Annotated in this window: 23 protein-coding genes; 7 read left to right on the top strand and 16 right to left on the bottom strand. The window is 65.2% G+C overall.

Features of this window, described 5'->3' with window-relative positions:
• The coding region (hfq, locus tag G3N94_RS12570) for an RNA chaperone Hfq (RefSeq protein ID WP_205792707.1) at positions 1 to 265 on the bottom strand (265 nt) is incomplete at its 3' end.
• A gap of 295 nt (positions 266 to 560) precedes the next feature.
• Here hfq and G3N94_RS12565 point away from each other — a divergent pair.
• On the top strand, positions 561 to 833 hold the full coding sequence (locus G3N94_RS12565; protein WP_205792706.1) for a hypothetical protein: 273 nt from the start codon (positions 561 to 563) through the stop codon (positions 831 to 833).
• Positions 834 to 860: 27 nt separating this feature from the next.
• On the opposite strand, the gene G3N94_RS12560 is transcribed toward G3N94_RS12565, so the two are convergent.
• From G3N94_RS12560 to G3N94_RS12545, 4 genes are all read right to left on the bottom strand, one after another.
• Complete coding sequence (locus G3N94_RS12560; RefSeq protein ID WP_205792705.1) at positions 861 to 1,841, bottom strand: DUF1571 domain-containing protein; 981 nt, start codon at positions 1,839 to 1,841, stop codon at positions 861 to 863.
• Between the two features lie 26 nt (positions 1,842 to 1,867).
• On the bottom strand, positions 1,868 to 3,622 hold the full coding sequence (locus G3N94_RS12555; RefSeq protein WP_205792704.1) for an AMP-binding protein: 1,755 nt from the start codon (positions 3,620 to 3,622) through the stop codon (positions 1,868 to 1,870).
• A gap of 287 nt (positions 3,623 to 3,909) precedes the next feature.
• Positions 3,910 to 4,719, bottom strand: coding sequence for a TetR/AcrR family transcriptional regulator (locus G3N94_RS12550; protein WP_205792703.1), 810 nt, complete (start codon positions 4,717 to 4,719; stop codon positions 3,910 to 3,912).
• Positions 4,720 to 4,934: 215 nt separating this feature from the next.
• Positions 4,935 to 6,155, bottom strand: coding sequence for an MFS transporter (locus G3N94_RS12545; protein WP_205792702.1), 1,221 nt, complete (start codon positions 6,153 to 6,155; stop codon positions 4,935 to 4,937).
• A gap of 284 nt (positions 6,156 to 6,439) precedes the next feature.
• Here G3N94_RS12545 and G3N94_RS12540 point away from each other — a divergent pair, with 284 nt between their 5' ends.
• The 3 genes from G3N94_RS12540 to G3N94_RS12530 all read left to right on the top strand — a co-directional run bounded on the left by G3N94_RS12540 (position 6,440) and on the right by G3N94_RS12530 (position 9,454).
• Complete coding sequence (locus G3N94_RS12540; RefSeq protein ID WP_205792701.1) at positions 6,440 to 6,979, top strand: GNAT family N-acetyltransferase; 540 nt, start codon at positions 6,440 to 6,442, stop codon at positions 6,977 to 6,979.
• A gap of 104 nt (positions 6,980 to 7,083) precedes the next feature.
• The gene (locus tag G3N94_RS12535) at positions 7,084 to 7,710 is read left to right on the top strand and encodes a ParB-like protein (protein ID WP_205792700.1); all 627 of its coding nucleotides are present in this window, start codon (positions 7,084 to 7,086) and stop codon (positions 7,708 to 7,710) included.
• 10 nt (positions 7,711 to 7,720) lie between these two features.
• Positions 7,721 to 9,454, top strand: a complete 1,734-nt coding sequence (locus G3N94_RS12530) for a SulP family inorganic anion transporter (RefSeq protein ID WP_205792699.1) — start codon at positions 7,721 to 7,723, stop codon at positions 9,452 to 9,454.
• A 42-nt stretch (positions 9,455 to 9,496) separates the two neighbouring features.
• Here the strand turns inward: G3N94_RS12530 and G3N94_RS12525 are convergent, their stop codons facing one another.
• From G3N94_RS12525 to G3N94_RS12485, 9 genes are all read right to left on the bottom strand, one after another.
• Positions 9,497 to 10,582, bottom strand: a complete 1,086-nt coding sequence (locus G3N94_RS12525; protein ID WP_205792698.1) for a hypothetical protein — start codon at positions 10,580 to 10,582, stop codon at positions 9,497 to 9,499.
• A 63-nt stretch (positions 10,583 to 10,645) separates the two neighbouring features.
• Positions 10,646 to 12,133, bottom strand: a complete 1,488-nt coding sequence (zwf, locus tag G3N94_RS12520) for a glucose-6-phosphate dehydrogenase (protein ID WP_205792697.1) — start codon at positions 12,131 to 12,133, stop codon at positions 10,646 to 10,648.
• A complete protein-coding gene (locus G3N94_RS12515; RefSeq protein WP_205792696.1) occupies positions 12,130 to 13,068 on the bottom strand; it encodes a carbohydrate kinase in 939 nt (312 codons plus the stop codon). The genes zwf and G3N94_RS12515 overlap by 4 nt, the downstream gene beginning before the upstream one ends.
• 6 nt (positions 13,069 to 13,074) lie before the next feature.
• Positions 13,075 to 14,673, bottom strand: a complete 1,599-nt coding sequence (pgi, locus tag G3N94_RS12510) for a glucose-6-phosphate isomerase (protein WP_205792695.1) — start codon at positions 14,671 to 14,673, stop codon at positions 13,075 to 13,077.
• Between the two features lie 31 nt (positions 14,674 to 14,704).
• Complete coding sequence (locus G3N94_RS12505; RefSeq protein WP_205792694.1) at positions 14,705 to 15,649, bottom strand: ABC transporter substrate-binding protein; 945 nt, start codon at positions 15,647 to 15,649, stop codon at positions 14,705 to 14,707.
• 139 nt (positions 15,650 to 15,788) lie between these two features.
• Entirely contained in the window at positions 15,789 to 16,826 is a 1,038-nt protein-coding gene (locus G3N94_RS12500; RefSeq protein WP_205792693.1) for a ribose ABC transporter permease, read from the bottom strand.
• Between the two features lie 41 nt (positions 16,827 to 16,867).
• Entirely contained in the window at positions 16,868 to 18,421 is a 1,554-nt protein-coding gene (locus G3N94_RS12495) for a sugar ABC transporter ATP-binding protein (protein ID WP_205792692.1), read from the bottom strand.
• Complete coding sequence (locus tag G3N94_RS12490) at positions 18,408 to 19,658, bottom strand: ROK family protein (protein ID WP_205792691.1); 1,251 nt, start codon at positions 19,656 to 19,658, stop codon at positions 18,408 to 18,410. Before G3N94_RS12490 ends, G3N94_RS12495 begins: the two co-directional genes overlap by 14 nt.
• Positions 19,659 to 20,463: 805 nt before the next feature.
• The gene (locus tag G3N94_RS12485; protein WP_205792690.1) at positions 20,464 to 21,198 is read right to left on the bottom strand and encodes a LysR substrate-binding domain-containing protein; all 735 of its coding nucleotides are present in this window, start codon (positions 21,196 to 21,198) and stop codon (positions 20,464 to 20,466) included.
• A gap of 347 nt (positions 21,199 to 21,545) precedes the next feature.
• Between G3N94_RS12485 and G3N94_RS12475 the strand changes: the two genes are divergently transcribed.
• Positions 21,546 to 21,968 carry an alpha/beta fold hydrolase gene (locus G3N94_RS12475; RefSeq protein WP_205792688.1) on the top strand — a complete coding sequence of 141 codons (423 nt, stop codon included), beginning with the start codon at positions 21,546 to 21,548 and terminating at the stop codon, positions 21,966 to 21,968.
• Between the two features lie 69 nt (positions 21,969 to 22,037).
• Here G3N94_RS12475 and G3N94_RS12470 read toward each other — a convergent pair whose 3' ends face one another.
• Positions 22,038 to 22,310 (bottom strand): hypothetical protein, encoded by a 273-nt coding sequence (locus G3N94_RS12470; protein ID WP_241021789.1) that lies wholly within the window; start codon positions 22,308 to 22,310, stop codon positions 22,038 to 22,040.
• A gap of 447 nt (positions 22,311 to 22,757) precedes the next feature.
• On the opposite strand from G3N94_RS12470, the gene G3N94_RS12465 reads away from it, so the two are divergent.
• Positions 22,758 to 24,350 (top strand): PAS domain-containing hybrid sensor histidine kinase/response regulator, encoded by a 1,593-nt coding sequence (locus G3N94_RS12465; protein ID WP_205792687.1) that lies wholly within the window; start codon positions 22,758 to 22,760, stop codon positions 24,348 to 24,350.
• Positions 24,351 to 24,518: 168 nt separating this feature from the next.
• A complete protein-coding gene (locus tag G3N94_RS12460) occupies positions 24,519 to 24,740 on the top strand; it encodes a hypothetical protein (RefSeq protein ID WP_205792686.1) in 222 nt (73 codons plus the stop codon).
• Positions 24,741 to 24,951: 211 nt separating this feature from the next.
• On the opposite strand, the gene hpaC is transcribed toward G3N94_RS12460, so the two are convergent.
• Positions 24,952 to 25,491 carry a 4-hydroxyphenylacetate 3-monooxygenase, reductase component gene (gene hpaC / locus G3N94_RS12455; RefSeq protein WP_205792685.1) on the bottom strand — a complete coding sequence of 180 codons (540 nt, stop codon included), beginning with the start codon at positions 25,489 to 25,491 and terminating at the stop codon, positions 24,952 to 24,954.
• Between the last annotated feature and the right edge of the window lie 275 nt (positions 25,492 to 25,766).

Here is a 25,766-nt window from a genome sequence, read left to right as displayed (position 1 = left end):
GGCCGCCGCCGCCCGGGCGCGGGCCGCGCGGACCGCCGCCGCCCGGGCGCGAACCGCCCGTGTCGAGCTGGATCGTGGAAATCGCACGCTTGTAGATGCCTTGCAGACCCACGGGGGTGCGCAGCATCACCAGATACTGGTCGAACGACTCGATGCAACCCGTCAGGCGGATGCCGTTGACGAGATAGATTTCAACGCGCTTACGTTCCTTGCGCGCGGAATTGATGAAGTCGTTTTGCGGATGGGATTCTGCGGGATTGGCCATTGAGATGCGGCAGGAGCCTGCGTCAGAAAATATGTTGTGCGTGTGTGTGGCGTCGAATCCACAGGATGTTTGAGCGGGATTTTACCTTGTTCGATCCGGCTGCGTGCAGTCGTGATTGTGTCGAACCGTAACCCACTATAGACGGTTCCGCGCATTTCGGCGATTCGGCCAAACGGCCAGCCGCTTTTTGTTACGTCGGGTTACGACTCTCGCAGCGCCGTTGCACCTCGCTTCGCACCGCTCGGATACAGTCGTCGCGCGCGTCGGCAGGGCCGACTCAACAGAGATCCAGAACATGAACAAGAGGCGAATGGCAGTGTGGGTCGGGGGCCTGGCGTGGCTGGCTTCCGGCAGTGCGATGGCGGGGCACGTCGACGTTGCGGTCGGCATCGGCGTGCCGGTCTATGCCGAGCCGGCGCCGGTCTATGTGGCGCCGCAGCCGGCGGTGGTCGCATATCCGGGCTACGGATACGGCTACGAAGGCGATGACGACGACGAACACTATCGCAAGTGGCGCAAGCACTACTACAAGCATTGGCACAAGCATCACGACGACGATGACGATTGAGTGCGGCGCACCTGCCGGCGGCGCGCATCAGAACCGGTAGTCCGGATTCTTCGGGTCGAACGCCGTGTCGTCGAGCGTCGCCGGTGCGATCTTCTCGATGACGATCCGCTCGAAGACCCGCCCGTCGTTGTCGTAGGATTCGACCGTCCGGAAATAGGGCGCGTGCAGATCGAGCCCCAGGATTTCCTTCTTCGCGTAGAACTGCGGCCGGCCGGTCGGCGTTTCGTAGGTGAGGGCGACGACACGCACGCCGTCGACCGTCTTCGCCTCCACATGGGTCGGGCGCTCGACGCCCGCGTCGCGGTATTTCTTCCCCTCGCTCAGGTACAGGTTCGCGATGAACTCGGTGCCGAGATCCCGCACCTGATGATTCGACTGCGCGCGCGCGAGTGCGCCGTCGATCGCCGTCCACAGCGGCAGCTTGCCGAGCAATCCGCCGAGGTGGCCGTACATCTCGTCCTTGCGCAGCGTCGCGTCGTAGATGATTTCCTGGCCCGCGTGCGCGCCGTCCGGCAGCCATTTCGCATAAACCCGCAGCGGGTCGCGCGTGGTCTTGACGATCATGTGATCGGCGGTGTCCGACCACTTCCCGCTGATGCGCTCCTGGCGGCGCATCGTGAACTGATACGACGAATAGCCATTCGGCCCGGTGCGGATGTACTCGGGCACCGCGAGCGGGTCGAGCGCCGTGAACAGCGCGGTGAGTGTCGCGTCGTCGAGCTTCGCGAGCGTGCCTTGCTGCGCGGCGCTGCGCAGCCAGCGCGCCTGCTGCGTGGCCGGCTCGCGCGCGACCTTCGAGAAGTCGGCCGGCAACGGCGCGGCATCGTGCGGGGCGCTTGCCGGCGCGGTGGCTTCCTGCGCATGGATGCCTGCCGGCGCCAATGCCAGCGCGAACACGAGCGCGCCGGCGATGGTCACGGCGGCCGAGGTGGCCGATGTTGCCGACGTGGCCGACGTTTCTGTGCAGGCCGTATCCCGGCGCAGCGGCCGCTTCGTTCCTTCGTTCATCGACTGTGTCTCCAGATGCGGTGGATTCAGCCGTGCGATGCCGGCTTGCGTTTCGCGAGTTCCTCGTCGCGCAGCGCGCGACGCAGGATCTTGCCGACGTTGGTCTGCGGCAGCGCGTCGCGGAACTCGACGAGCTTCGGCATCTTGTAGCCGGTCAGGTTCTTGCGACAATGCGCGAGCACGTCGTCGACCGACAGCGTCGGGTCGCGCCGCACGACGAATACCTTGATCCGCTCGCCGTGCACGTCGTCAGGGATGCCGATCGCTGCCGCTTCACTGATGCCCGGATGCATGACGAGCACTTCCTCGATCTCGTTCGGATACACGTTGAAGCCCGACACGAGGATCATGTCCTTCTTGCGGTCGATCAGCCGCACGAAGCCGTGTTCGTCCATCACGCCGATGTCGCCGGTACCGAGCCAGCCATCGGCGTCGATCACCTTCGCGGTTTCGTCGGGGCGCTGCCAGTAGCCGCGCATCACCTGCGGGCCGTGCACGCACAGCTCGCCCGGTTCGCCGATGCCGGCCCAGGTGCCGTCCTCGCGCCGGAAGCGCACGACGGTCGACGGGGCAGGCAGGCCGATCGAGCCGCTGAACGCGGCCATGTCCTGCAGGTTCACGGGGTTCATCGTGACGATCGGCGAGCATTCGGTGAGCCCGTAGCCCTCGACGACCGGCCGGCCCGTCACCTGCTGGAAACGCTCGGCGACTGCACGCTGCATCGCCATGCCGCCCGCCATCGCGAGCTTCAGCTTCGAGAAGTCGCGGTTGCGGAATTCCTCGTTGTCGAGGAACGCGTTGTACAGCGTGTTGATGCCGGTGATACCCGTGAAGGTTTCGTGGCGGATGATCTTCATCACCATCTTCGTGTCGCGCGGGTTCGCGATCAGGATGTTGCGCCCGCCGAGCCCCATGAAGATGAATGCGTTCACGGTCAGCGAATAGATGTGATAAAGCGGCAGCGGCGTGAGCACCGTCTCGATGTCGCCCGAGACCTGGTCGGCGATCCATGCCTTCGCCTGCAGCAGGTTTGCGATCAGGTTGCCGTGCGTGAGCATCGCGCCTTTCGCGACGCCCGTCGTGCCGCCGGTGTACTGCAGGAACGCGAGATCGTCGCGCGTGAGCGGCACGGGCTGCGGCTTGCCGCGCGCGCCGAGCGCGAGTGCCGAACGCAGCTGCACGGCCTGCGGCAGGTGGTATGCCGGGACGAGCTTCTTCACGTGCTTCAGCACGAAGTTGATCAGCCGGCCCTTCGCGTTGAAGCCGTCCGCGAGCAGGTCGCCGAGCGCGGTGACGACGACGTTCTTCACCTGCGTCTCGGGCAGCGCATCCTGCAGCGTGCGCGCGAAGTTCTCGAACACGACGATCGTCTGCGCGCCGCTGTCCTTCAGCTGATGCGCGAGTTCGCGCACGGTGTACAGCGGGTTCACGTTGACGACGATCGCGCCGGCCTTCAGCGTGCCGAACAGTGCGACCGGATACTGGAACGTGTTCGGCAGCATGATCGCGACACGGTCGCCGGGCTTCACGCCGACGCTCTGCAGGTACGACGCGAATGCCGCGACTTTCTGCGCGAGCGCGCGATAGGTCAGCGACGCGCCGGCGCTCACGTACGCGACGCGGTCCGCGAACTGTGTCGTGCATTCGTCGAAGAACTGGACGAGCGATGCGTACTGCGTGACGTCGATCTCGCGCGGCACGCCGGGCGGATATGACGCGTACCAGATGCCGTCGGTGTTCGGCGGCACCTGGGTGGCTTCGGTGGGGGCGGAAGCGGGCATTGTTGTCTCCTGTCGACCAGAGTTGGCGCTTCGGCGCTCGATCTGGTCCGATGCTTGGTGGTCGACCAGCGTTGGCGCTTCAGCGCCTGCTCTGGTCGCATGTTTTGCGGTTGATCAGAATGAGCGCTCAGCACCCGCTCCGATTCCACGCTTTACAGTCGATCGGATATCGACCGAACCGGGTGCGATAACGTCGGGTTCGGTCCCATGCGGAGTACGCCGAGTTCGTACTGCTGCGCGAGCATGCGGCGACGCCACGCATGGCGTCGCCGCATGCACTGCGCGCATCAGTTCGCGTGATGCAGCGTCGCGTCGTCGATCGGCGCCTCGGCCGGTGCAGCGGACTGTGAAGCGGACACACCAAGCACCGCATCGTTCGCCCCCGCATCGTCGAGCACCGCCGCGAAGATCGACAGCTGCGCGCTGTCGGGCATCGGCGCCTTCAGCGCGGCGACGATCAGCGACGACAGCCGCGCGATCATCTGCACGTCGTTCATCGTGCGGCCCTGCGAGAACTCGTCGATCAGGCCCTCGGTCTCGGCGCCCGCCAGCGCGCCGGACAGCGCACCGATCGCGAAGTGCAGCCGCCAGCCGAGCTCCGTGCGCGGCAGGCCCGGCAGCGCGCGCTGGAACGCGTCGAAGAAGCGGCCTGCGACGCTCGCATAGTGCGCGGTCAGGAAGTTGCGCACAAACGGCGACGGATCGGTGTACGCGCGGCCGATCAGCCGCAGGAACGCGCGCCCGCCGCGCTCGGGGTCGCGCGACGCCTTCAGCGCGGGAATGAACATCGCGCCGAGCACGTGTTCGCAAGTGACGTGCGTGCCGAGTTGCGCATCGAAGCGGTCGAGGATGTGCAGGCGCTCCTGGTTGAGCTGATCGAGCCGGCGCGACAGCATCGCGTGGATCAGCGCTTCCTTGCTGCCAAAGTGATAGTTGACCGCTGCGAGATTGACCGCCGCGCGCGACGTGATCTGCCGCATCGACATCGCCTCGAAGCCATGTTCGATGAACAGGTCTTCGGCCGCATCGAGGATGCGTGCCTTCGTCCCGCCGGCTTGCCGGCTGCCCGGCGGCCGCCCCACCTGACCCACTGCCATGTTCCGCCTCCCATGCCGGTCGCCCGGCCGCGAACAATCGATTCGAATTTGTAATTCAAACAGCCGTTTTTATTAAGATAAAAAAACGCGCATGGCGCGGGCAAGCGCTGAATCTGGTCGGAATCCTCTAGATCGATGTGCAGATGCGGAAAGATCGCCGCGTGGCCCGCCAACGCCGGGCCGCGCGGCATGATGCGCTGCACCAACCGGCATGCTCAGCCGACGCTGCTACGCGTATTGACCGATTGCGTCATGTCGATCCCGCGCTTTTCCGGGCTGAACAGGATCAGGATCGCGATCACGACGGCGACGGTGCCGCACACGAGCGCGAGCGCAAGCGCGTAGTTGTTACCGCGCGAAACCGCGAATGACGCCTGCATCGTCGCATTGCCGGACGCGAGCAGGTTGCCGAGCTGGTACACGAAACCGGGAAAGGTCGCGCGGATCTCGGCGGGCGAGATCTCGTTCAGGTGGACGGGAATGATCCCCCATGCACCCTGCACCGAGATCTGCATCAGGAACGCGCCTGCGGCCAGCGCAAGCGGGCCGCTCGAGAATGCCCACAGCGGCAGCACCGGCAGCGCGATCAGCGCGGCGATGAAGATCGCGCGGCGGCGGCCGATCTTCTCTGAAATCGTGCCGAACGTGAGGCCGCCGACGATCGCGCCGACGTTGAGCACGATCGTGATCCATGACACCGTATGCGGTTCGAAGTGATGCTGTTCGCGCAGGAAGGTCGGGTAGAGGTCCTGCGTGCCGTGCGAGAAGAAGTTGAACGCGGTCATCAGCACGACTGCATAGATCGCAAGCACCCAGTTGTTGCGCAGCGTGCTGCCGAGGCTCGGACGCGGGCGCTTCTCCATCTGCGTCCATGCCGGCGATTCGGGCACCTTCGCGCGCACGTACAGCACGAGCAGTGCGGGCAGCACGCCGACCATGAACATGCCGCGCCAGCCGATGTACTGGTACAGCACGCCGAACACGATCGACGCGACCAGGTAGCCGCTCGGATAGCCGGCCTGCAGCAGGCCCGACACGATGCCGCGCGAGTGGGTCGGCACGGTTTCCATCGTCAGCGCGGAGCCGACACCCCATTCGCCGCCCATTGCGACGCCGAACAGCGCGCGCAACACGAGCAGCGACGTGAGACTCGGCGCGAAGCCCGAAGCCAGCTCGATCAGCGAATAGCACGCGATGTTGACCATCAGCGTCGGCCGGCGCCCGTAGCGATCGGCGAGCCGGCCGAAGATCAGCGCGCCGAGCGGACGCATCGCGAGCGTCAGCGTGAGCGCGAACGCGACGGCCGGAATGGTCGAATTGAATTCGGACGCGATGTCCTTCAGCACGAACACCATCAGGAAAAAGTCGAACGCATCGAGCGTCCAGCCGAGATAGGCGGCGATCGTGACGTTGCGTTGCTCGGGGGTCCAGCTCATGGCCGAGGTCTCCTCGTTGGCGTGCGCCCTGACGGATCGCGTGCGCGTGCCGCCCGGCAGGCGCGCGGCGCGGGGGCATTCATCGAGTGTAGGTCGCGGCATCGCGTGATGTGGCCCGCGATACGGTCGAATCGGGAATAATCCCTACGAAATGAATGGTTTCCGGAAGCGAAAAACGCGCGCGCCGCGCACACGAACCCGTGTTGCAGTGCGGTGGAAAGGGTGGTGTATCGTTTCTGTAATATGATTGCGCGAATGCGCACCGAATCAGGAGTCCGGATCAAATGACTGCACGTTCCGCTGCCGCGCTGCCGGTGCTCGACACCGCGCGTCTGCAGCTGCGCCCGCGCGTGCTCGCCGACCTCGACGCATGTATCGCGATGGATCGCGATCCCGAAGTCACGCAGCATATTGCGGGGCCGTGGCACGACCCCGTCGAGCATCGCCGCTTCGTCGAGCACCGGATCACGCGCGACTATCCGCCGGGCCTCGGCTACTGGTCGATCTTCGAGAAGGCCGCGCCGGACACGTTCGTCGGCTGGGTGTTGCTGATTCCCGACTACGCCGGCGGCGCGCGCGACGTCGAGATCGGCTGGCGGCTCGTCCGGAGCGCATGGGGGCGAGGCATCGCGAGCGAAGCCGCGGCCGCCGTCGTGCGTCATGCGTTCGACAACGTGCGCCTGCCGCGCGTGATCGCCGACATCGCGGCGGCCAACGCCGCTTCGCTGAACGTCGCGCGCAAGCTCGGGATGCGACGCGTCGGCGTCGTGCAGGACGGCATTCCGTATGTGCGTCACCGCCTCGAGCGCGACGACCTGCGCTGAGGCTTCAGAAATCGTCAAACCGGTGCTGTTGAGGGATGCGCGGTATTAACGGCGCGCGCAATCAGGAGTATCGTTGCCGGAATTTGTCTAGAAAGGGTACGACCATGACACTTGGCCGCGATGTTCATCTCATTCCCGTCAAGCTCGAAGCGCTGCGCCCGACGCAGATGACCGTCGGCTATCGCGAAGTGAAAGCGAAGCGCAAGCACTGGAAGACGCTCGGCAAGCGCGACCGCAAGGCCGCGATCGATACGCACTGGTTTCCTGCCGTCATCGGTCCCGGCGGACATCACTTCATCACCGATCACCACCATCTCGGCCTCGCGCTGATCGAGGAAGGGGAGACGAGCGTGAAGGCGATGCTGCTGAAGGATCTGTCCTGGCTCGACGAGACGATCTTCTGGCGGATGATGGAGCACAACCAGTGGGTGCATCCGTTTGGCCCTGACGGCACCCGCCGCGACTACGAGCATCTGCCGAAGGTGCTCACGGGGCTCGAGGACGATCCGTACCGGAGCCTCGCGGGCGAATTGCGCACGGCGGGCGGCTATGCGAAGGACGCGACGCCGTTCAGCGAATTCCTGTGGGCCGACTACCTGCGGCTGCACGTGACGCCCGACCAGATCCGCAAGAGCTTCGACAAGGCGCTCGACGCCGCGCTGAAGCGCGCGCACGAACAGGATGCGCGCTACCTGCCCGGCTGGTCGGGCGTGATCGTCACGAAGAACTGACGGGAGCGCCATGCCGACTGCCCGCACGCAGACTCCGCAACCGCGTCCCGACGCCGGTCCGCAGCATGTCGACCACTTCGCCCCGCTCGACGCGGCGTCGCCGCCGCGCGCGCAGCGCATCGGCCGCGACGCGCTGGCCGGCGTGTCGATCGCGGGCCTGCTGATTCCGGAAGCCGTCGCCTATGCGGGGCTCGCGAACCTGCCGCCGCAGGCCGGCCTGATCGCGCTGCTGTCGGGGCTCGTCGTCTACGCGCTCACCGGCAGCAGCCGCTTCGCGATCGTGTCGTCGACGTCGTCGTCGGCCGCGGTGCTCGCGGCGACCGTGTTCGCCGAGTCGGGCCTGGGCCTCGCTGCGCAGCTCGCGCTCGCGGCGGCGCTCGTCGCGATGACGGGCGTGCTGTTCATCCTCGCGGGCGTCGCGCGGCTCGGCGGCATGTCGGATTTCGTCGCGCGGCCCGTGCTGCGCGGCTTCACGTTCGGGCTCGCGCTGACGATCGTCGTCAAGCAACTGCCGAAGATCCTCGCGGTCAAGGTGCAGCACAGCGACGCGCCGCGCGTCGCGTTCGACCTGATCGTCGGCGCGCCGCACGCGAACCTTGCGAGCGTCGCACTCGGCGGTGGCGCGCTCGCACTGCTGTTCCTGCTCGGGCGCGGCTCGCGCGTGCCGGCGACGCTCGTCGTGATCGTGCTGTCGATCGCGGCCGGCTACGTGGTCGACTGGCAGCACTACGGGATCGCGATCGTCGGGCATATCGATTTCCAGAACATCGCGTTCGGCCTGCCGCAGCTCGACCGCAACGCGTGGATGCAGACCACCGAGCTGGCGTTCGCGCTGATGCTGATCCTCTACGCGGAATCGTATGGCTCGATCCGCAATTTCGCGCTGAAGCACGGCGATGCCGTGTCGCCGAACCGCGACCTCGTCGCGCTCGGCTGCGCGAATCTCGTGTCGGGGCTGTTGCACGGGATGCCGGTCGGCGCCGGCTATTCGGCGACGTCCGCGAACGAGGCGGCCGGCGCGCAGTCGCGCTTTGCCGGGCTGTGGGCGGCCGGCGTGATAGCGCTGATCGTCTGGCTGCTGCTGCCGCAACTGGCGCGCACGCCGGAGCCCGTGCTCGCGGCGATCGTGATCTTCGCGGTCAGCCATTCGCTGCATCCGTCCGTGTTCAAGCCCTACTGGGTCTGGCATCGCGACCGGCTCGTGGTGATCGCCGCGCTGCTCGCGGTGCTGGTGCTCGGCGTGCTGCACGGCTTGCTCGCCGCGATCGGCGTGAGCCTGCTGGTGACGCTGCGCAAGCTGTCGGAGCCGAACGTCAGCGTGCTCGGCCGGTTGCGCGACAGCCACGACTTCGTCGACGTATCGATCCATCAGGATGCGAAGCCGGTGTCTGGCGTGCTGATCGCGCGACCGGAGGCACAGCTCTTCTTCGCGAATGCCGACCGGATGCTGAACCGCGTGCGCGCGCTCGTGAAGGCGGCGCCCGACACGCACACGGTGATGCTGAGCCTCGAGGAAACGCCCGACGTCGATGGCACGACGATCGAATCGCTGCGCACGTTCGCCGCGGAATGTGCGGCGCGCGGCCAGCGTTTCGCGATGGTGCGGCTCAAGCTGCACACGTTGAATGCGCTGCATCGCGCGGCGGACGGCACGCTGCGCGCGGACGCGATGTCCGAGCTGAGCGTCGACGAGAGCCTGCAGCAACTGCAGGCATCCGGCGGCGTGGCGACGGCGGGGGGCTGACGGGCTTCAGCAGGCTTTAGCGGGCTTCAAGCGCGCGGCAAGTCACTCAAGCGCGTCTAGCACGTCGAAGCGGTACGCGATCTCGAGCGGCCGCGCGGGGTCGAGCGTCAGCGCGGTCGCGACGCCGCGCGCATTGATCGGGTTCGGCGCGAGCGACGCTTGGCAGCCGAGCTCGAACGCGCTCGCGACGGGCTCGACGCCGACGCACAGGTTGCGGCCATTCCACGGCGCATGCGTGCGGCCGCGATTGCTGATCCACAGCAGCAGCGATGGCAGCACGGCCGCATCCCACGTCAGCCGGTACGCGGTGCCGGCGACCTCGTCATGCAGCGTCACGCCGCCATCGATCCCGCAAAGCTGCACGATTTCCTCGGTGGCGTCCGTGAACGGCAGCCGATCGAACGCGCGATATCCGCCGTCGGTGAGCGGCACGCGGTCGAGCGTCTCGAACGTCGCGCCAGGCCGGCCCTGCGACACGCCGGGTTCGGGGCCGCCCGGGTGAACGACGCCGAACCGGAACGCGCCGGGTTCGATCCGGAACGCGCCGGCGAGCGACGGCAGCGCGAGATTCGGATGCAGGCCGGCGGGGCGGCGCGCGGCCGTGCGCGCGTCGATCCGCAGCACGAATTCCAGCGCCGCGCGGTGCGGATCGGCGCGGATCGTGCGCGTGACACGCGCGATCGGCGAGCCGGCCGGATAGTCGAGCGCGATCTCGATGTCGTGCGATGTGCGCCGCACGCAGGTCCAGTCTGCGATACAGCCATAGCCGTGCTGCAGATCGTCGCTTGCGTCGAGCGGTGCGTCATGCATGATGTGCACGCCATGTACGTCGCGCACGCCATCCGCGGCGACCGGCGGCGCGAGCGCGTCGCGCCAGCCGTCGGCGAGGCCGTCCTCCGGCAGCCCGGTGTGCGCATATGGCACGCCGAACGGCACACACGGGAATTCGCTGCGCATCACGCCGAGCAGCCCGTCGGGCCGAGCGGCCGGTTCGCCGAGCCACGGCGGTTCGTAGAATGGCCGGATGACGCGCGCGCCGTTGAAAAAGGCGACACCGCCGAGCATGCCGCCGCGGGCATGGAGGTCGAACGCGCCGTGCGCCCATTCGAAATGCCAGACTGAGTCCATGAAGTCGATGCGTGAGTGCGGTAGTGGTGTGGCTTGGTGTGGCGCGATCTGGTGTGCCACCGGTCAGTTTTCTTCCTCGCGCCAGCAGGTGCCGTGCCGCGCGAGCAGCGCGCTCGCCGGCGCGGGCCCCCAGCTGCCGGCTGCGTAAGGCTTCGGCGCGGGCGAGTGCTGCGCGGCGCCGTCGAGAATCGGTGCGACCCAGCGCCACGCGGCTTCCTGTTCGTCGCGGCGGACGAACAGCGCAAGACGTCCGGCGATCACGTCGAGCAGCAGCCGCTGGTAGGCTTCCATCCGGTTCTGCTGGAAGAAGCGGTCGAACGCGAGATCGAGGTGCACGCCCTGCAGCGACATCCCGAGCCCCGGCTGCTTCGCGAGCGTGCTGAGCCGGATCGATTCGTCGGGCTGCAGGCGGATCGTCAGCCGGTTCGAGCCGGGCCGCAGCGCGGCGGCGCCTAGCGCCGAATGCGGGACCGCCCGGAAGTTGACGACGATCTCGGCTACGCGGTCCGCCAGCCGCTTGCCGGTGCGCAGGAAGAACGGCACGCCGGCCCAGCGCCAGTTGTCGACCTCGGCCTTCAGCGCGATGAAGGTTTCGGTCGCGCTGTCAGGCGTCACGCCCGGTTCGTCGTGATACGCAGGCACTGCGCTGCCGCGCACGGCACCCGCGCGATACTGGCCGCGCACGACGCTGCGGGGAATGTCGTCGGCGGTGAGCGGCTTCAACGCGCGCAGCACGCGCAGCTTCTCGTCGCGCACCGCGTCCGCTTCCATCGATTGCGGCGGTTCCATCGCGATGATCGCGAGCAGTTGCAGCAGGTGGTTCTGCACCATGTCGCGCAGCGCGCCGGTCTGGTCGTAGAACGGGCCGCGACCGCCGACGCCGAGTTCCTCCGCGACGGTGATCTGGATGTTCTCGATCCATTCGCGGCGCCACAGCGGCTCGAACATCACGTTGCCGAAACGCAGCGCGAACAGGTTCTGCACCGCTTCCTTGCCGAGGTAGTGATCGATCCGGTAGATCTGCTCCTCCGCGAAGATCGTGCCGACCGCGTCGTTGATCGCGGCCGACGACGCGAGATCGTAGCCGAGCGGCTTCTCGAGCACGATGCGCGACGACGCTGGCGCGAGGCCCGCGCCAGCGAGCGAGCGGCAGATCGGCACGAACAGCGACGGTCCCGTCGCGAGGTAAAAGATGCGGCGGCCGGGCATCGGCTCGAGCGCGTCGCGCAGGCGCGCGAACGCGTCGGGCCGGCTCGCGTCGAGCTCGACATACGCGAGCCGCTCGACGAAGCTGCGCCATGATGAATCGTCGAACGATGCGCGCTCGACGTGCGGACGCACCGACGCGTCGACCCAGCGCAGGTAGCCGGCAGCGTCGAACGGATTCTGCGCGACAGCGACGATGCGTCCGGACGGCGCGAGCAGGCCGTCGCGATGTGCGGCATACAGCGCCGGCAGGATCTTGCGCATCGCGAGATCGCCGGTGCCGCCGAACAGCACGAAGGCGAACGCCGACGGATCGCGCGCGGCTGACGTGTGGGCCGCATTCATCGCGGCAGCTCCGCCGCGACGCGCGATGCGTCGAGCAGCGCGGCGACCTCGGCGGCCGTCGGCGCGTACGCGCCCGGATGCGCGCAGGCGACCGACGCGCACGCGGCCGCGTAGCGCAGATGCTCGGCGGCCGGCGCATCGGGCCGCGTGAGGAGGCTCGCCATCCAGCCGCCGACGCTTGCGTCGCCACAGCCGACGGTGTCGGCGACATCGGTCGGGAACGCCGGCTGGAACAGCGTGTCGTTGCGATGGAACAGGTGCATGCCGGACGCGCCGCGCGTGACGAGCACGGCCGCGTCGGGCGCCCATGCGCGCAATTGCGCGAGCGCGGCGGTTTCGTCGAGTTCGGGGAACAGGCCGCTCAGGTCTTCGTCGGACACCTTGATGTAATCGGCGAGGCCGGCGAGCCGGCGCAGCGTTGCGCGATACGACGGCTCGGCCATCGGCGCGCGGAAGTTCGGATCGAACGAGATCCGCTTGCCGGCTGCGCGCGCGGCCTGCGCGATATCGATCAGGCGCGACGCGAGCGGCTCGCGCACGACACCGAGCGAGCCGACGTGCACGATCTCGGCGGCGTCCAGCGAGCCGACGGGCAGCGCGGCCGGATCGAACGCGAGATCGGCGCTGTTCTCGCCGATGAAGAAATAGTGCGGCGGCTGCTTCGACACGACCATCGCGAGGAACGGCGCGCGGTCGACCTGCCGCATGAAGCGCATGTCGAGCCCGGCCTCCGCGCTCTTGCGGATCAGCTCGTCGCCGAAAGTGTCACTGCTGACCGTGCCGGCAAAGCCGGTCGGCACGCCGAGGCGGGCGCCGACGCGGGCCACGTTCCAGCACGAGCCGCCGGCGACGCTGTGCCAGTGTTGCGCGTCGTCGCGGATGAAGTCGGTCAGCGCTTCGCCGAATACGACCAGTCGGGGGAGGTTCGTCGTCATGTCAGATCACGCCGCTGCGTCGCGCCGTGCCTTGTAGCGGTTGATCAACTGGTTGGTGGAGCCGTCGTGCGACTCGACGGTGCCCGGTTCGCCGAGCTCGCGCTCGATCGCCACCGCGAGTCGCTTGCCGAGCTCGACGCCCCACTGGTCGAACGAATTGATCTGCCAGACCGCGCCCTGCACGAACACCTTGTGCTCGTACAGCGCGATCAGCGCGCCGAGCGATGGAGGGTCGAGCCGGTCGACACAGATCGTGCTGGTCGGGCGATTGCCTTCGAAATGGCGGTGCGGCTCGTCGGCCGAACGTGCACCGTTCATCAGCGCCTCGGATTGCGCGAAGCAGTTCGCGACGAGGATGTCGTGGTGTTCGTCGAGCGCGTGCTGCGGCCGCATGCAGACGATCATGTCGGCGGGAATCACGGCCGTGCCCTGGTGCAGCAGCTGGAAGAACGCATGCTGGCCGTTGGTGCCCGGCTCGCCCCAGATCACGGGGCCGGTTGCGTAGTCGACGCGTTCGCCCGCGAGCGTCACCGACTTGCCGTTGCTTTCCATGTCGAGCTGCTGCAGGTACGCAGGCAGCCGGTGCAGGTAGCGGTCGTACGGTGCGATCAGGTGGCTCGTCGCGCCGAGGAAGTTCTGATGCCAGATGCCGATCAGCGCGAGCAGCGCCGGCAGGTTGCGCTCGAGCGGCGCGGTGGCGAAGTGCCGGTCCATCGCATGCGCGCCGTCGAGCAGCGCTTCGAACGCATCCATCCCGGCCTGCAGCGCGATCGGCAGACCGATCGCCGACCACAGCGAATAGCGGCCGCCGACCCAGTCCCAGAACTCGAACATGTTGGCCGGATCGATGCCGAACGCGGCGACCGCGTCCGCATTCGTCGACACGGCGACGAAGTGCTGCGCGACCGCGGCCTCCGGCGCGCCGCTCGCGAGCAGCCACGCGCGCGCGGTGTGCGCGTTGACGAGCGTCTCGCGCGTCGTGAAGGTCTTCGACGACACGACGAACAGCGTCGTGTCGGGATTCGCGTGCTTCAGCACCTCGGTGATGTCCGCGCCGTCGATGTTCGACACGAAATGCATCGTCAGGCGCGGGTGCGCGTAGGGCTTCAACGCCTCGCAGACCATTTTGGGGCCGAGGTCCGATCCGCCGATGCCGATGTTGACGACGTCCGTGATCGGGCAGCCCGTATGGCCGCGCCACGCGCCGTCGCGCACCGCGTCGGCGAAGCCGCGCAGCTTCGCGAGGACGGCCGCGACCTGCGGGGCAATGTCGGTGCCGTCGACGACGCGTGGCGTGCCCGAGCGATCGCGCAGCGCGACGTGCAGCACCGCGCGGTGCTCGGTGCGGTTGATCGGCTCGCCGGCGAACATCGCGTCGCGCTGCGCTTCGACGCCGGTCGCGCGGGCGAGCGCGACGAGTCGCGCAATCGTCTCGTCGACGACCGGATGTTTCGAGAAGTCGACGAAGAGGCCGGCCGCCTCGAGCGAGAAGCGCGCGGCGCGGCCGGAGTCGCGCGCGAACAGCTCGGTCAGCGGGATGCCGGCCAGCGTGTCGCGATGGTCGGCGAGGGCGCGCCACGCGGGCGTCTGGGTCAACGGAGTCATGATTGGCTGGCGTCGTTCGGGTTGGGAATGGTCAGTGCGGGGCGCTCCAGCCCTTGTAGCCCTTCACGTTGTCGCGCGTGATGAGCGTCGGTTCGATCAGGATCATCGGATTGGCGGGCTTCTGGCCGTTCATGATCCCGTAGCCGACATTGACGGCCTGTTGCGCCATCGCCCACGGGTCCTGGCTGGCGGACGCCTGCACGAGCGTGTTGCTCTTGAGCGCGGTCTCGATGTCGGGCGCGCCGTCGACCGACGTGATCACGATGCCGCTGCGGTTCAGCTGCTTCGCGGCGAGATCGCTGCCGACGGCTTGCGGATCGTTGATCGTGAACACGCCGTCGAGCTTCGGAAAGCGCGTCAGGTAGCCCTGCATCGTGTTCATCCCGCCTTCGCGCGAACCCTTGCCGTCCTGGTCGCTCGACAGCAGCTTGATGCCCGGGTTCTTCGCGAGCACCGACTTGCAGCCGTTCACGCGGTCGATCACTGCCGACACCTGCGGGCCGTTCTCGATGATCACGTTGCCTTTGCCGCTCAGCTTCTTCGCGAGGAAGTCGCACGCGAGCTCACCGGCCTTCACGTTGTTGGTCTGCACGGTCGCATTCGCGCCGGCCGCGGCGACGTCGACCGCGACGACCGTGATGCCGGCCGCCTGCGCCTTCTTCACCGCGGGCTCGATCGCCTTCGGATCGGCGGCGTTGAGCAGGATCATGTCGACGTGCGCGGAGATGAAGTTGTCGATCTGCGTGAACTGCTTGTTCAAGTCGTAGTCGGCCGACACGGCCGTGACCTTCGCATTCGGGTTGATCTGCTTCGCGCGCGCCTCGGCGCCTTTCGCGATCGTGACGAAATACGGATTGCCGAGCGAGCCGACGGTGATGCCGATCGACTTCAGCGGCTTGCTGTCCGCGTGGGCGGCGGATGCCGCGAAGGCGAACGCGCAGGCGATGCCGGTCAGGACAGCTTTGTGCTTGAACATGTCGTTGTCTCCGAGTGGTTCGATTGGTTCGATTGGTTCGATTGGTTCGATTGGTTCGAGGGTCCGTGAGGTTCGTCAGGCGCCGGGCGCAGGCGGACCTGCCTGCGCCCCGATGGGTGAGCGGGTGGGGCGGCGCGCGTCAGGTGCGTGCCGAGTCGCGCTGGCGGTAGCGGTCGAGCGCGACCGCGCCGATGATCACGAGCCCCTTGATGATGTATTGCCAGATGTCGGACACGCCGAGCAGCACGAGCCCGTTGGTCAGCACGGCGATGATCAGCGCGCCGATCAGCGTGCCGACGATCGAGCCGACGCCACCGACGAAGCTGGTGCCGCCGAGGATCACCGCGGCGATCGCGTCGAGCTCGTACGACTGGCCGAGCTGCAGGCCGTTGGCCGCATAGAGCCGCGCGGCCGACATCACCGCGCCGAGGCCGGCGAGCAGGCCCGACGCCGCATAGACGAACATCTGGATCATGCGCACGTTGATGCCCGACAGGCGTGCCGCTTCCGGGTTGCCGCCGACCGAGTAGATCCGCATGCCGAGCACCGTGCGGCGCAGGATGAACCACGAAGCGACGATCACCGCGCCGGCGATCACGACGAGCCACGGTACGCCGAGGATCGAGCCGTTGCCGATGAACGCGAACGGCAGCTGCGGGTTGAAGATCGTCGTGTCGTTGCCCATCAGGCGCGCGACGCCGCGTACGGCCGTCAGCGCGCCGAGCGTGACGATGAACGGCGGCAGGCGCAGCAGCGCGATCAGCCCGCCGTTGATCACGCCGAACACGAGGCCGACCGCGAGCGCGGCCGGCACGCCGAGCCAGCCCCAGTTCGGGATGTTCGATGCGAGCAGCGCGGCGACCGCCGCGGCGGCGAGCACCGAGCCGACCGACAGGTCGATGCCGCCCGTCAGGATCACGAACGTCATTCCGGCGGCGAGCACGATATTGATCGATGCCTGCTGCGTGACGATCGACAGGTTCTGCAGCGTGAGGAAGCCGTCGGTCAGCAAGCCGAAGCCGATGCACAGGAGCAGCAGGACCGGCAGCATGCCGGCGGTGCGCATCAGCGACTGCATGCGCGCGCGGTGGTCGGCGACGCGCGTCTGCGGCGCGCGGTCTTGTACCGGATGGGCCGGCGCGGAAGCGAGGTTCCGTTGCTTGGTCGGGTTGATCATTTCGGTAGCCTAAGTGTAAGGTGGAAAATGAGCGGCGGCGCTCAGTGCGCGTCCGCCAGTTCCGTTTGCGAGCCGGTTGCGAGCGCGATGATCGCTTCCTGCGTGATCGGCGTGCCGCTGTAGCCGCCGAGTTCGCCTGCGATCTCGCCTTCGCGCATCACCAGCACGCGGTCGGCGACACCGATGATCTCCGGCAGCTCGCTCGAGATCACGATCACGCCGACGCCCGCGCGGGCGAGGTCGTTGATGATCCGGTAGATCTCGGATTTCGCGCCGATGTCGACGCCGCGCGTCGGCTCGTCTAGGATCAGCACGCGCGGCTTCGTTTCGAGCAGCCGCGACAACAGCACCTTCTGCTGGTTGCCGCCCGACAGCGCGCCGACGTTGACGTTCGCATGCGGCACGCGGATCGACAGCGCGGTGATCGCGTCGCGTGCGCGTGCGGCGCCGCGCGCGAGATCGAGCGCGCCGAGCCGCGCGTCGCGGTTGCACACCGAGATGTTGATGTTGTCGCGCACGCTCATGTCGAGGAACAGGCCCTGGCGCTTGCGGTCTTCGGTCAGGTAGACGAGGCCTGCGTCGATCGCGTCGCGCGGCGAATGCGCGCCGAAGGTCCGCTCGCCGATCGTCACGTCGCCGCGCGTGCGCGGCTCCGCGCCGAAGATGAGCCGCGCGAGTTCCGTGCGGCCCGCGCCGACGAGGCCCGCGATGCCGAGCACTTCGCCCGCGTGCAGGTCGAGGCTGCAGCCGCGCACGCGACCGCCGTCGGCGACGTCGCGCACCGACAGCAGCAGGTGGCCGCGGTCGTACGGCGCATGTTCCTTCTTGTAGAAACCGGAGATGTCGCGGCCGACCATCATCCCGACGAGCCGCTCGGACGACAGCGACGCGCGATCCAGCGTGCCGACGTAAGTGCCGTCGCGCAGCACCGATACGCGGTCGGACAGCTCGTAGATTTCCGCCATCCGGTGGCTGATGTAGATGATCGCGAGTCCTTCCTCGCGCAGCTGGCGGATCAGCCGGAACAGGTGTTCCGTTTCGCGCGACGACAGCGGCGTCGTCGGTTCGTCCATCACGAGGATGCGCGCACGCGTATGGACGGCACGCGCGATCTCGACGAGCTGCTGCTCGGCGATCGACAGCGTGCCGACGAGGGTATCGGGCCCGAACGGCGCGCCGAGACGCGCGAGCACGTCCTGGCAGCCGCGCGCCATCGCCGCGCGGTCGATCGTGCCCCAGCGGCGGTTGCCGCGGCGCAGTTCGCGGCCGACGTAGATGTTTTCCGCGACCGTCAGGTTCGGCGCGAGGCACAGCTCCTGGTAGATCACCGCGACGCCCGCGTCGCGCGCGGCGAGCGGACCATTGACGTCGATGCGCGCGCCGTCGATCAGGATCTCGCCGCCCGCATCGGCCTGGTACGCGCCCGACAGGATCTTCATCAGCGTCGACTTGCCCGCGCCGTTCTCGCCCATCAGCGAATGGATCTCGCCCGGATAGACGGTCAGGCTCACGTTGTCGAGCGCGCGCACGGCCGGGAACGTCTTGCTGATCCCGCGCATCTCGAGCAGCGGACGGGGCGACTCAGATCGCGACATGGTTGACCTCCTGCGATTCCGCGCTCGCACCCTTGAGGATGCCGGCCCGCGGGGAGAAGTTGAAGAACATCGGCAGCGTCGCCGCGCCGATCGCGCCGGCGTCCGCGCCGAAGGTGCCGCGCACGAGCGTCGGTGTGCCGCGCGCTTCCGGCGCGGTCGCGACGAGCGCGGTGTGCAGGCGCTTCGCGATCGCGTCGATCAGGCCTGCGTCGGTGTCCGCATCGAGTACGACCACCGGTGCGTCGATCACGCAAAGCACCGCGCGCAGCGCGGGGGCGAGCGCGTCGACACAATCGTCGATCCATTCGTCGACGGCGGGCAGGCCGCGTGCGATGCACGCTTCGAGATCCGCGCGGTTGTCGACCGTCTCGCCGCTGTAGCGCAGGTGGCGCACGAGCGCATGGAGCGATGCGCGCGCAAGCAGGATGTCCCACGGGCCGCGCGGCGGCGGCGCCGACGGCAGGCGGCTCGGCGGCACCGGCATCACGCCGATGTCGCCCGCGTTACCGGTGACGCCGCGCAGGCAGTCGCCATCGATCGCGATGCCGCCGCCGATCGCCGGGCCGATGAACAGGTAGATGAAATCGTCCTGCTGCCGGCCGAAGCCGTAGAACAGCTCGGCGATTGCGGCCGCGTTGCCGTCGTTTTCGCCGAACACCGGCAGCGACAGCGCGCGCCCGAGTTCGCTGGCGAAATCGACGTCTTCCCACGGACGGAACGTGTCGGGGGCGAGGCCGAGCTCGCGCATCCAGCTGCCGAGGTTGTATGGCTGCGCGAGGCCGACGCCCGTCAGTCGTTCCCGCTCGTGCGCGGGCAGGAGGGCCTGCATCGCGTCGACGTCGCGCCGGACGATCTCGAGCACGTCGGCGGGCGGCGGCAGCAGCGTGTCGTGCGTGACGCGGCCGAGCACGTCGCCGTCGAAGTTGACGAGCGCCGTCTCGATCCGCATCCGGTCGAGGTGGACGCCGATCCCGAACGCGCCGCGCGGGTCGAGACGGATCAGCGACGCGGGCTGGCCACGCTGGCCTTCGACGCGGCGGCCCGTGAATTCGATCAGCTTCGCGTCGGCGAGCGACGTGATGATGCTGCCGACGGCCGTGCCGGTCATGTTCGCGAGGCGCGCGAGATCGGCTTTCGACGCGCTGCCCGCGCGGCGCAAGGCTTTCAGCAACAGGCGCTCGTTGTAACGGCGCACGTTGGCCGAATTGCTTCCCTGGCCGATGTGCGGGCTTCGCATGGTGTCTCCTTCCATGGGGCGCCGGGTGGGGGCGCCGGGTGGTGGTGCATTAAATAAATCACGTTGATTTATTTAACCGCGTGGCGCGCGGGATGTCAGCCTAGGGAAATCCCGGGCAGGGGGGGCGGGGCGGACGCGATGCGGCGATTCCCGTCTGCCGGGAAGGCGGCGACCGGATTTCAGATGGGTGCGATCGGAAAGAAGGAGGGCCGGCGGGATGCCGGTCTTTCAGGAGGGGGGCTTCGTGCAAAGCGTGCAGGCGCTTTGTTTCCTGGGCTGGAAATGAAAAAAGGTCAGCTAGCGCTGACCTTTTTTGAAAACAGATGGTGCCAGGAGAGGACTCGAATTTATCACTTAACTTACTGAATATAAATAGTTTTTCATAAGAAAATTGATTGTGTATACGCATACGTATACGCAAAAATGTCGGACGATAACGGAATATCGGTTACTGTGCGCTGCTGTGCTGTCTGCGGTTGTCCTTGCAACCGAGAATCGACGCTCCATGGACACAAGCAAAAGCCTTGTCAGCAAAGGCGCGAGCTAGTACGACTCATGTCCATAGTGCTTTGAACTGACCCGGCAGAGGTGGAAGGTTGACGACTATGCTTTCGCGAGTTGAGTCCGGTACTGCATGGCACCCAGCCCCCTTAGTTTCAGCTTGATGCGATCGTGATAGTGGGTAGCCCCATGTCCTCCCGGACACAGGGCCCCCGAAGAACTGTACGTGCAGGTTTCCCTGCATACAGCTCGCGCAGCCTCGTTCGGCTTACTTGTCCGAATTCTCTGGTAAATGCGCTAAAAACTAAATCCCTTGGATAAACGATTCGTAGACGAGTTGCCGGAGCCATTGGTTAGCCGGGTCACGATGAAACCTTGCATGCCAGTACTGCTTGAGATCAAACCTTGGTGTTTCAAATGGTAGATCGAACATGCGTACAGTGCCAAAACTGACGAGCGCCTCTGCGAGTGAAAGGGGCACCGTCGCAACCATGTCGGTGGCCTGAAGCAAATGAGGCACGCTCATGAAGTGGGGAATCACCAGGCCGACGCGTCGGGTGATGCGTTTCTCCTCGAGATGTCGTTCGAAGATCTCTTGGCTTCGCCCTTCAGCTCGTATCACGATGTGCGTGGCATCCATGAACTGTTTCATAGTCATCCGTTTTCGGATTGTCGGATGCCCCTCTCTCACCAGGCAAGCAAATGTGTGCGCGAATAGGTGCTGCTGGTAGAAATTCGCTTTGATGATGTCGGGGAAATAGCCGGCCGCCAGGTCGACGTCTCCCGAAGCCATCGCCTCCTGAAGGTCTGCAGGGGACAACGACACGGATTTGACCGTGACATGTGGCGCTTCGGTCCGAAGACGCCGCAGAAGTCTAGGCAAGAACACCATTTCGCCAATATCAGACAGGCTCAGAGTAAAGACGCGATCGGCTTCTGACGGAATAAAGTGATCTGTCTGAAAGACTTCTCGCCGAATCATGTCAAGCACTTGTCGAACCGGCACGCCCATGTGAATCGCCCGCGGTGTCGGTTCCATTCCTCCTCTGCTGCGTACAAATAACTCGTCGCCCGTGAGCTGTCCGTAGTTTCGCTAGCGCATAGCTCACCGCAGGTTGACTCAGACCAACCGCCTCGCCCGCCGAGGTCACATTTCTCGTGCGCATCAACGCGTCGAAGATGCGCAGCAGATTCAGATCGAGTGTGTCTACGTCCATATATTATCCATCGCATTGATTTGGCAAATCCACCTATCTGATTGACGGATACTACTCCTATTCCCAGAATTGGTGACATGAATCTGGCGAAGCGCATCGTGACCCGCGGCATCGACCGCGATATTTGAGCAATGAGCCGGAAGAAAGAGAACCATAGGAGAACCGCAGCGTGCCGTTTTTAGACGTTCAAGACACCCGCATACATTTCCAGGTCGAGGGCCCGGCGGAAGGCGACACAGTCGTTCTTGTTAACTCCATCGCTACAGATTTGTCGATCTGGGACAACGTAGCGGCTATCGTGGCGAAGGCCGTGCGTGTGCTGCGTTACGACGCTCGCGGCCAAGGGGCTTCAGGAGTGCCGGAAGGTCCCTACTCGATCGAAGGCTTCGCAACGGATTTAATCGCGATGCTGGATTGCCTCAACCTGGAAAAGGTGCACATTTGCGGCCTGTCGCTTGGCGGGATGGTCGGTATGTGGATCGCCACGCACCATCCCGAACGTGTAGCCAAGCTTGTCCTATGTAACACGGCTGCCTACGTCCCCCTGAGTCCTGGGACGCGCGCGCCGCTACCGTGCGCGAACACGGCATGAGTGCACTTGAAGGCGCGGTACGAAACCGCTGGCTTTCCCCTTCATTTGTCGAAGAACACGAGCTCGCTGTCACGCGCGTTGTCGACATGGCGTTGACGTCCCCGTGCGAAGGTTATATCGGGGCATGCGCTGCCATTCGCGGCCTGCAGCCCATCGACGAACCGGTACCAGTTGTACGTATTCAACCACGACGCCGGCGAGCCCTGCTTGCCATAGACCCAGAAACGCGAGAATCCTCGTCACGTCGTTGTGCAGGCGCTTTTCCGCCACGACATGGTCTGTTTCGTCGATCACGTTGACCATGCTGTTGTTCGAATGCAGGTCAATGCCGCTATAGTTCAATTTGGTATCCTTATGGTTAAAGATGTTGGCAAATTCACTTTAACCCCGTCGCCAGCCCGGCCGGCGGTGGGACGCCCGGTAGATGATGTTCACTTTTGGTGAAATTTTATCGAGCAGGCATCGATCCTTTGGGACGGTATGAGCACGGTCATCTTGCTACGCTTTGCCAGGCATTCCCGGGGGCTTTCTTCCCCACTGTCCACTCTGGGTCTTCCCAGCAGTACTATTGGACGAATAGATACCCGCGGCGTGAGCTTAAGCCGGAGAGAGGCCGATCGCGAAGCATCCACTTCAGTTTCGAAATCGGGAAGTAAATTTGGGATATTCGGTCAGGGGGGAGCGGGCGCACCGCCCACGCGAACTCCCATCGAGGCATTCCGTCACCTGGATTGCCGCAATTTTGGCTCCGCGCTGCAGGTGCGTCGGTCCTTGCTTTGGGGTTGGATCATGCAAAAGCAACCTTTGTCGGAAAAACATTCTTGTTCAGAAACCGAGGTCGACGATGTTGAACGGCGTTTCAGGTCGCTCGCCGATGCGATACCCCATATCGTATACACCGCAGCGCCGGATGGTTCGATTGACTACGTTAGCCGGCGGCTCGAAACGTATACAGGACTCGATTTCGCGCAAGTGCAGGGTTGGAACTGGACGTCAACGGTACACCCCGATGATTTGCAGCTGGCGATCGCGAATTGGACCACCGCGCTCACGAGCGGCGCGGAATATGAAATGGAACTGCGGATAAAAAGAAAATCCGACGGCACTTACCGATGGCATCTAGATCGCGCATCCCCGATAAAAGATGAGGAAGGAAACGTCGAGATGTGGGTTGGGACCGTCACCGACATCGAAGACCGCAAGCAGGCTCTGGCCACGGCCGAACGCGCCAACCGTGCGAAATCGGACTTTCTGTCCAGTATGAGCCACGAGCTGCGCAGCCCGCTAAATGCGATCCTGGGTTTCGCCCAGCTCATGGCGTCTGACTCGCCGCCTCCGACGCCGTCGCAACAGTCGAGCATCGATCAGATTCTGAATGCGGGATGGCACCTGCTCGAGTTGATCAACGAAGTGCTTGATTTGGCAAGGATCGAATCCGGACAAGTATCGATCTCGCCTGAGCCAGTATCGTTGAGCAATATGTTGCACGAATGCGAATCCATGATCGGGCCCCAGGCGCAGCAACGAGGCATTCGTGTGAGCTTTCCATACGTCGATCCGCTCTGCCATGTCCGCGCAGACCGGACTCGGCTCAAACAAATCCTGATCAATCTGCTCTCGAATGCCATCAAATACAACTGCCCGTCGGGAGCGGTCCATGTCGATTACAGCACGCACATACCGGATCGGGTTTGCGTCAGCGTCAGTGACACGGGCCTGGGTTTGTCGCGGGCCCAGTTGGGCCAGCTCTTCCAGCCATTCAATCGCCTGGGACAAGACGCCGGGACTGAGGAGGGCACAGGTATAGGGTTGGTGGTGGCCAAGCGGCTAACGGAACTGATGGGCGGCACCATCGGCGTCGAAAGTACCGTGGGGAAGGGAAGTGTCTTCTGGATTGAGCTCGATGCGGCGCCCCTTCCGGAAATGGCAACGATGGACGCCGCGCAACTCGCCACACCAGCCAAGGGTGTGGCCAAGGAGGCTGGTGCCGAGGCGCGCGCACATACCGTGCTTTATGTCGAGGACAACCCGGCTAACCTGAAACTTGTTGGGCAACTGATCGCCAGGCACGCGGACATGCGCATGCTCAGCGCCGTGACGGGACAACTCGGTGTGGAACTGGCGTGCACTGCGCTGCCGCAGGTGATCGTGATGGATATCAATCTGCCCGACATCAGCGGCATCGAAGCGCTGAGAATTTTGCGCAAGAATCCCGCGACGGCGGGTATTCCCGTTGTGGCGCTCAGCGCGAATGCTATGCCGCGTGACGTCGAGAAGGGCCTGAAGGCGGGTTTTTTTCGCTATCTGACGAAGCCGATCAAGATCGATCAGTTCGTGCATGCGCTTGGGGAAGCCATCGCGTTTGCGGAAGGAAAGAATTAGTGCGAGCCAGGAATTAAGGTGCCGAACCATGATCGATTTCTCCTCGATCCTCAATGCCAATATTCTGCTGCTTGAGCAGATCCCGTGACAGCCGATTTTGGAGCTGTCTCGTGATTTTTCTGCCGCGGATTTTTCGCAAATGCAAACGCATTTGCAAGCGGAAACGAGATGAAACGAGAACGGAGATGGATAATTGTGCTGGCCTGCGGCGCGATGATGTCGATACAGGCGGGCGCCGTCGAGAAGATGGAGGAACTGACCGTCGCGACGTTGCTGGCCTATCACCCCCACCAGATCTACGCCGGCGAGCAACGCCGCATGTTCGTCGCCGTCGGTGCAAGCGTGATCTTTGAGTTGCATGGGGTGGGTGTCGTCGGGGCAGTGCTCTGACAGACGATTCACGGGTGCTGAAATTCACCGATCGAGAGATCTGGAAATATCAGGGAAGACAATGCGGCGATATTTCCCGTCGGTAGTCCGATTTTGCCCGATGCGCCGTCGGGTGGCATTGTTGTGGATCCCGTGTACCGTCTTAGACGCGATCGCACCCACTCGCGTGTGGCGCGAAAGCGTACCGGTTCGCATTGCGATCCGTGGGGTGTCAACGTCCGCAAGCGGTTCGCGCGACCCGATGAAACGCGCGGCTGAAGTAGATCAGGCTGTCGCCGTCGTCGCGTACGCGAATATCCGTTGCTTCGACAAACATCACAGAATGCGAACCCACCTCCTTCATCTCGACGATCGTGCCTTGCAGGCTTGCGAGCGCATCGCGCAGCACCGGTACGCCGTGTGCGCCATCGTCCCAGATCGGCAGGTCAAAGCGTCGCTCCATCCGCAGTTCGGTTTGCCCCGCGAAGTGGCGCGCGAGCAATTCGTGCTCCGCGGGCAGCACGTTAATGCATACGCGGCGGTTCCGTTCGAAGGCCGCGTGCATTGCGCTTGATCGGTTGATGCAGACGAGCAGTGTCGGCGGCGTATCGGTGACGGAGCATACTGCGCTCGCCGTGATGCCACAGCGGCCATGCGTCCCCGCGGTGGTGATCACGTTGACGGCGGCACCGAGATGGGCCATCGCCTGCCGGAAATTCCTTTGCGCGTCGGAAGGAAGGGGGGCTACGGGCGCTCGCTGGATGTCGGACATGTTCGCTCCTGAAATGACGAATACGGCGATCGCGGGCTACATGCGCGTCGGCGACCGCGGATGATGAAAGCGTACGTCACGCAGAATCGGAAAAACATTCGCATGATTGACGTCGAAGATGGCCTTGCCACCAATGCCGGTAAAGGTTCTACCTAGTTAAATCACGCGCCGCTGGAAAAAACGTGTGAACATGAGTTTCTGTCGGCCGTAAAGGGGGTTTTCATCAAGATTTCGGCTCGTTATGATGTGCTCCCCGGTAATCGTGACGCGACGAG

Source organism: Burkholderia sp. Ac-20353 (genome assembly GCF_017104785.1).
Taxonomy (GTDB): domain Bacteria; phylum Pseudomonadota; class Gammaproteobacteria; order Burkholderiales; family Burkholderiaceae; genus Burkholderia.
The sequence above is the reverse complement of the archived record's forward strand: the minus strand, read 5'-3'. Positions and strand labels throughout refer to the sequence as shown.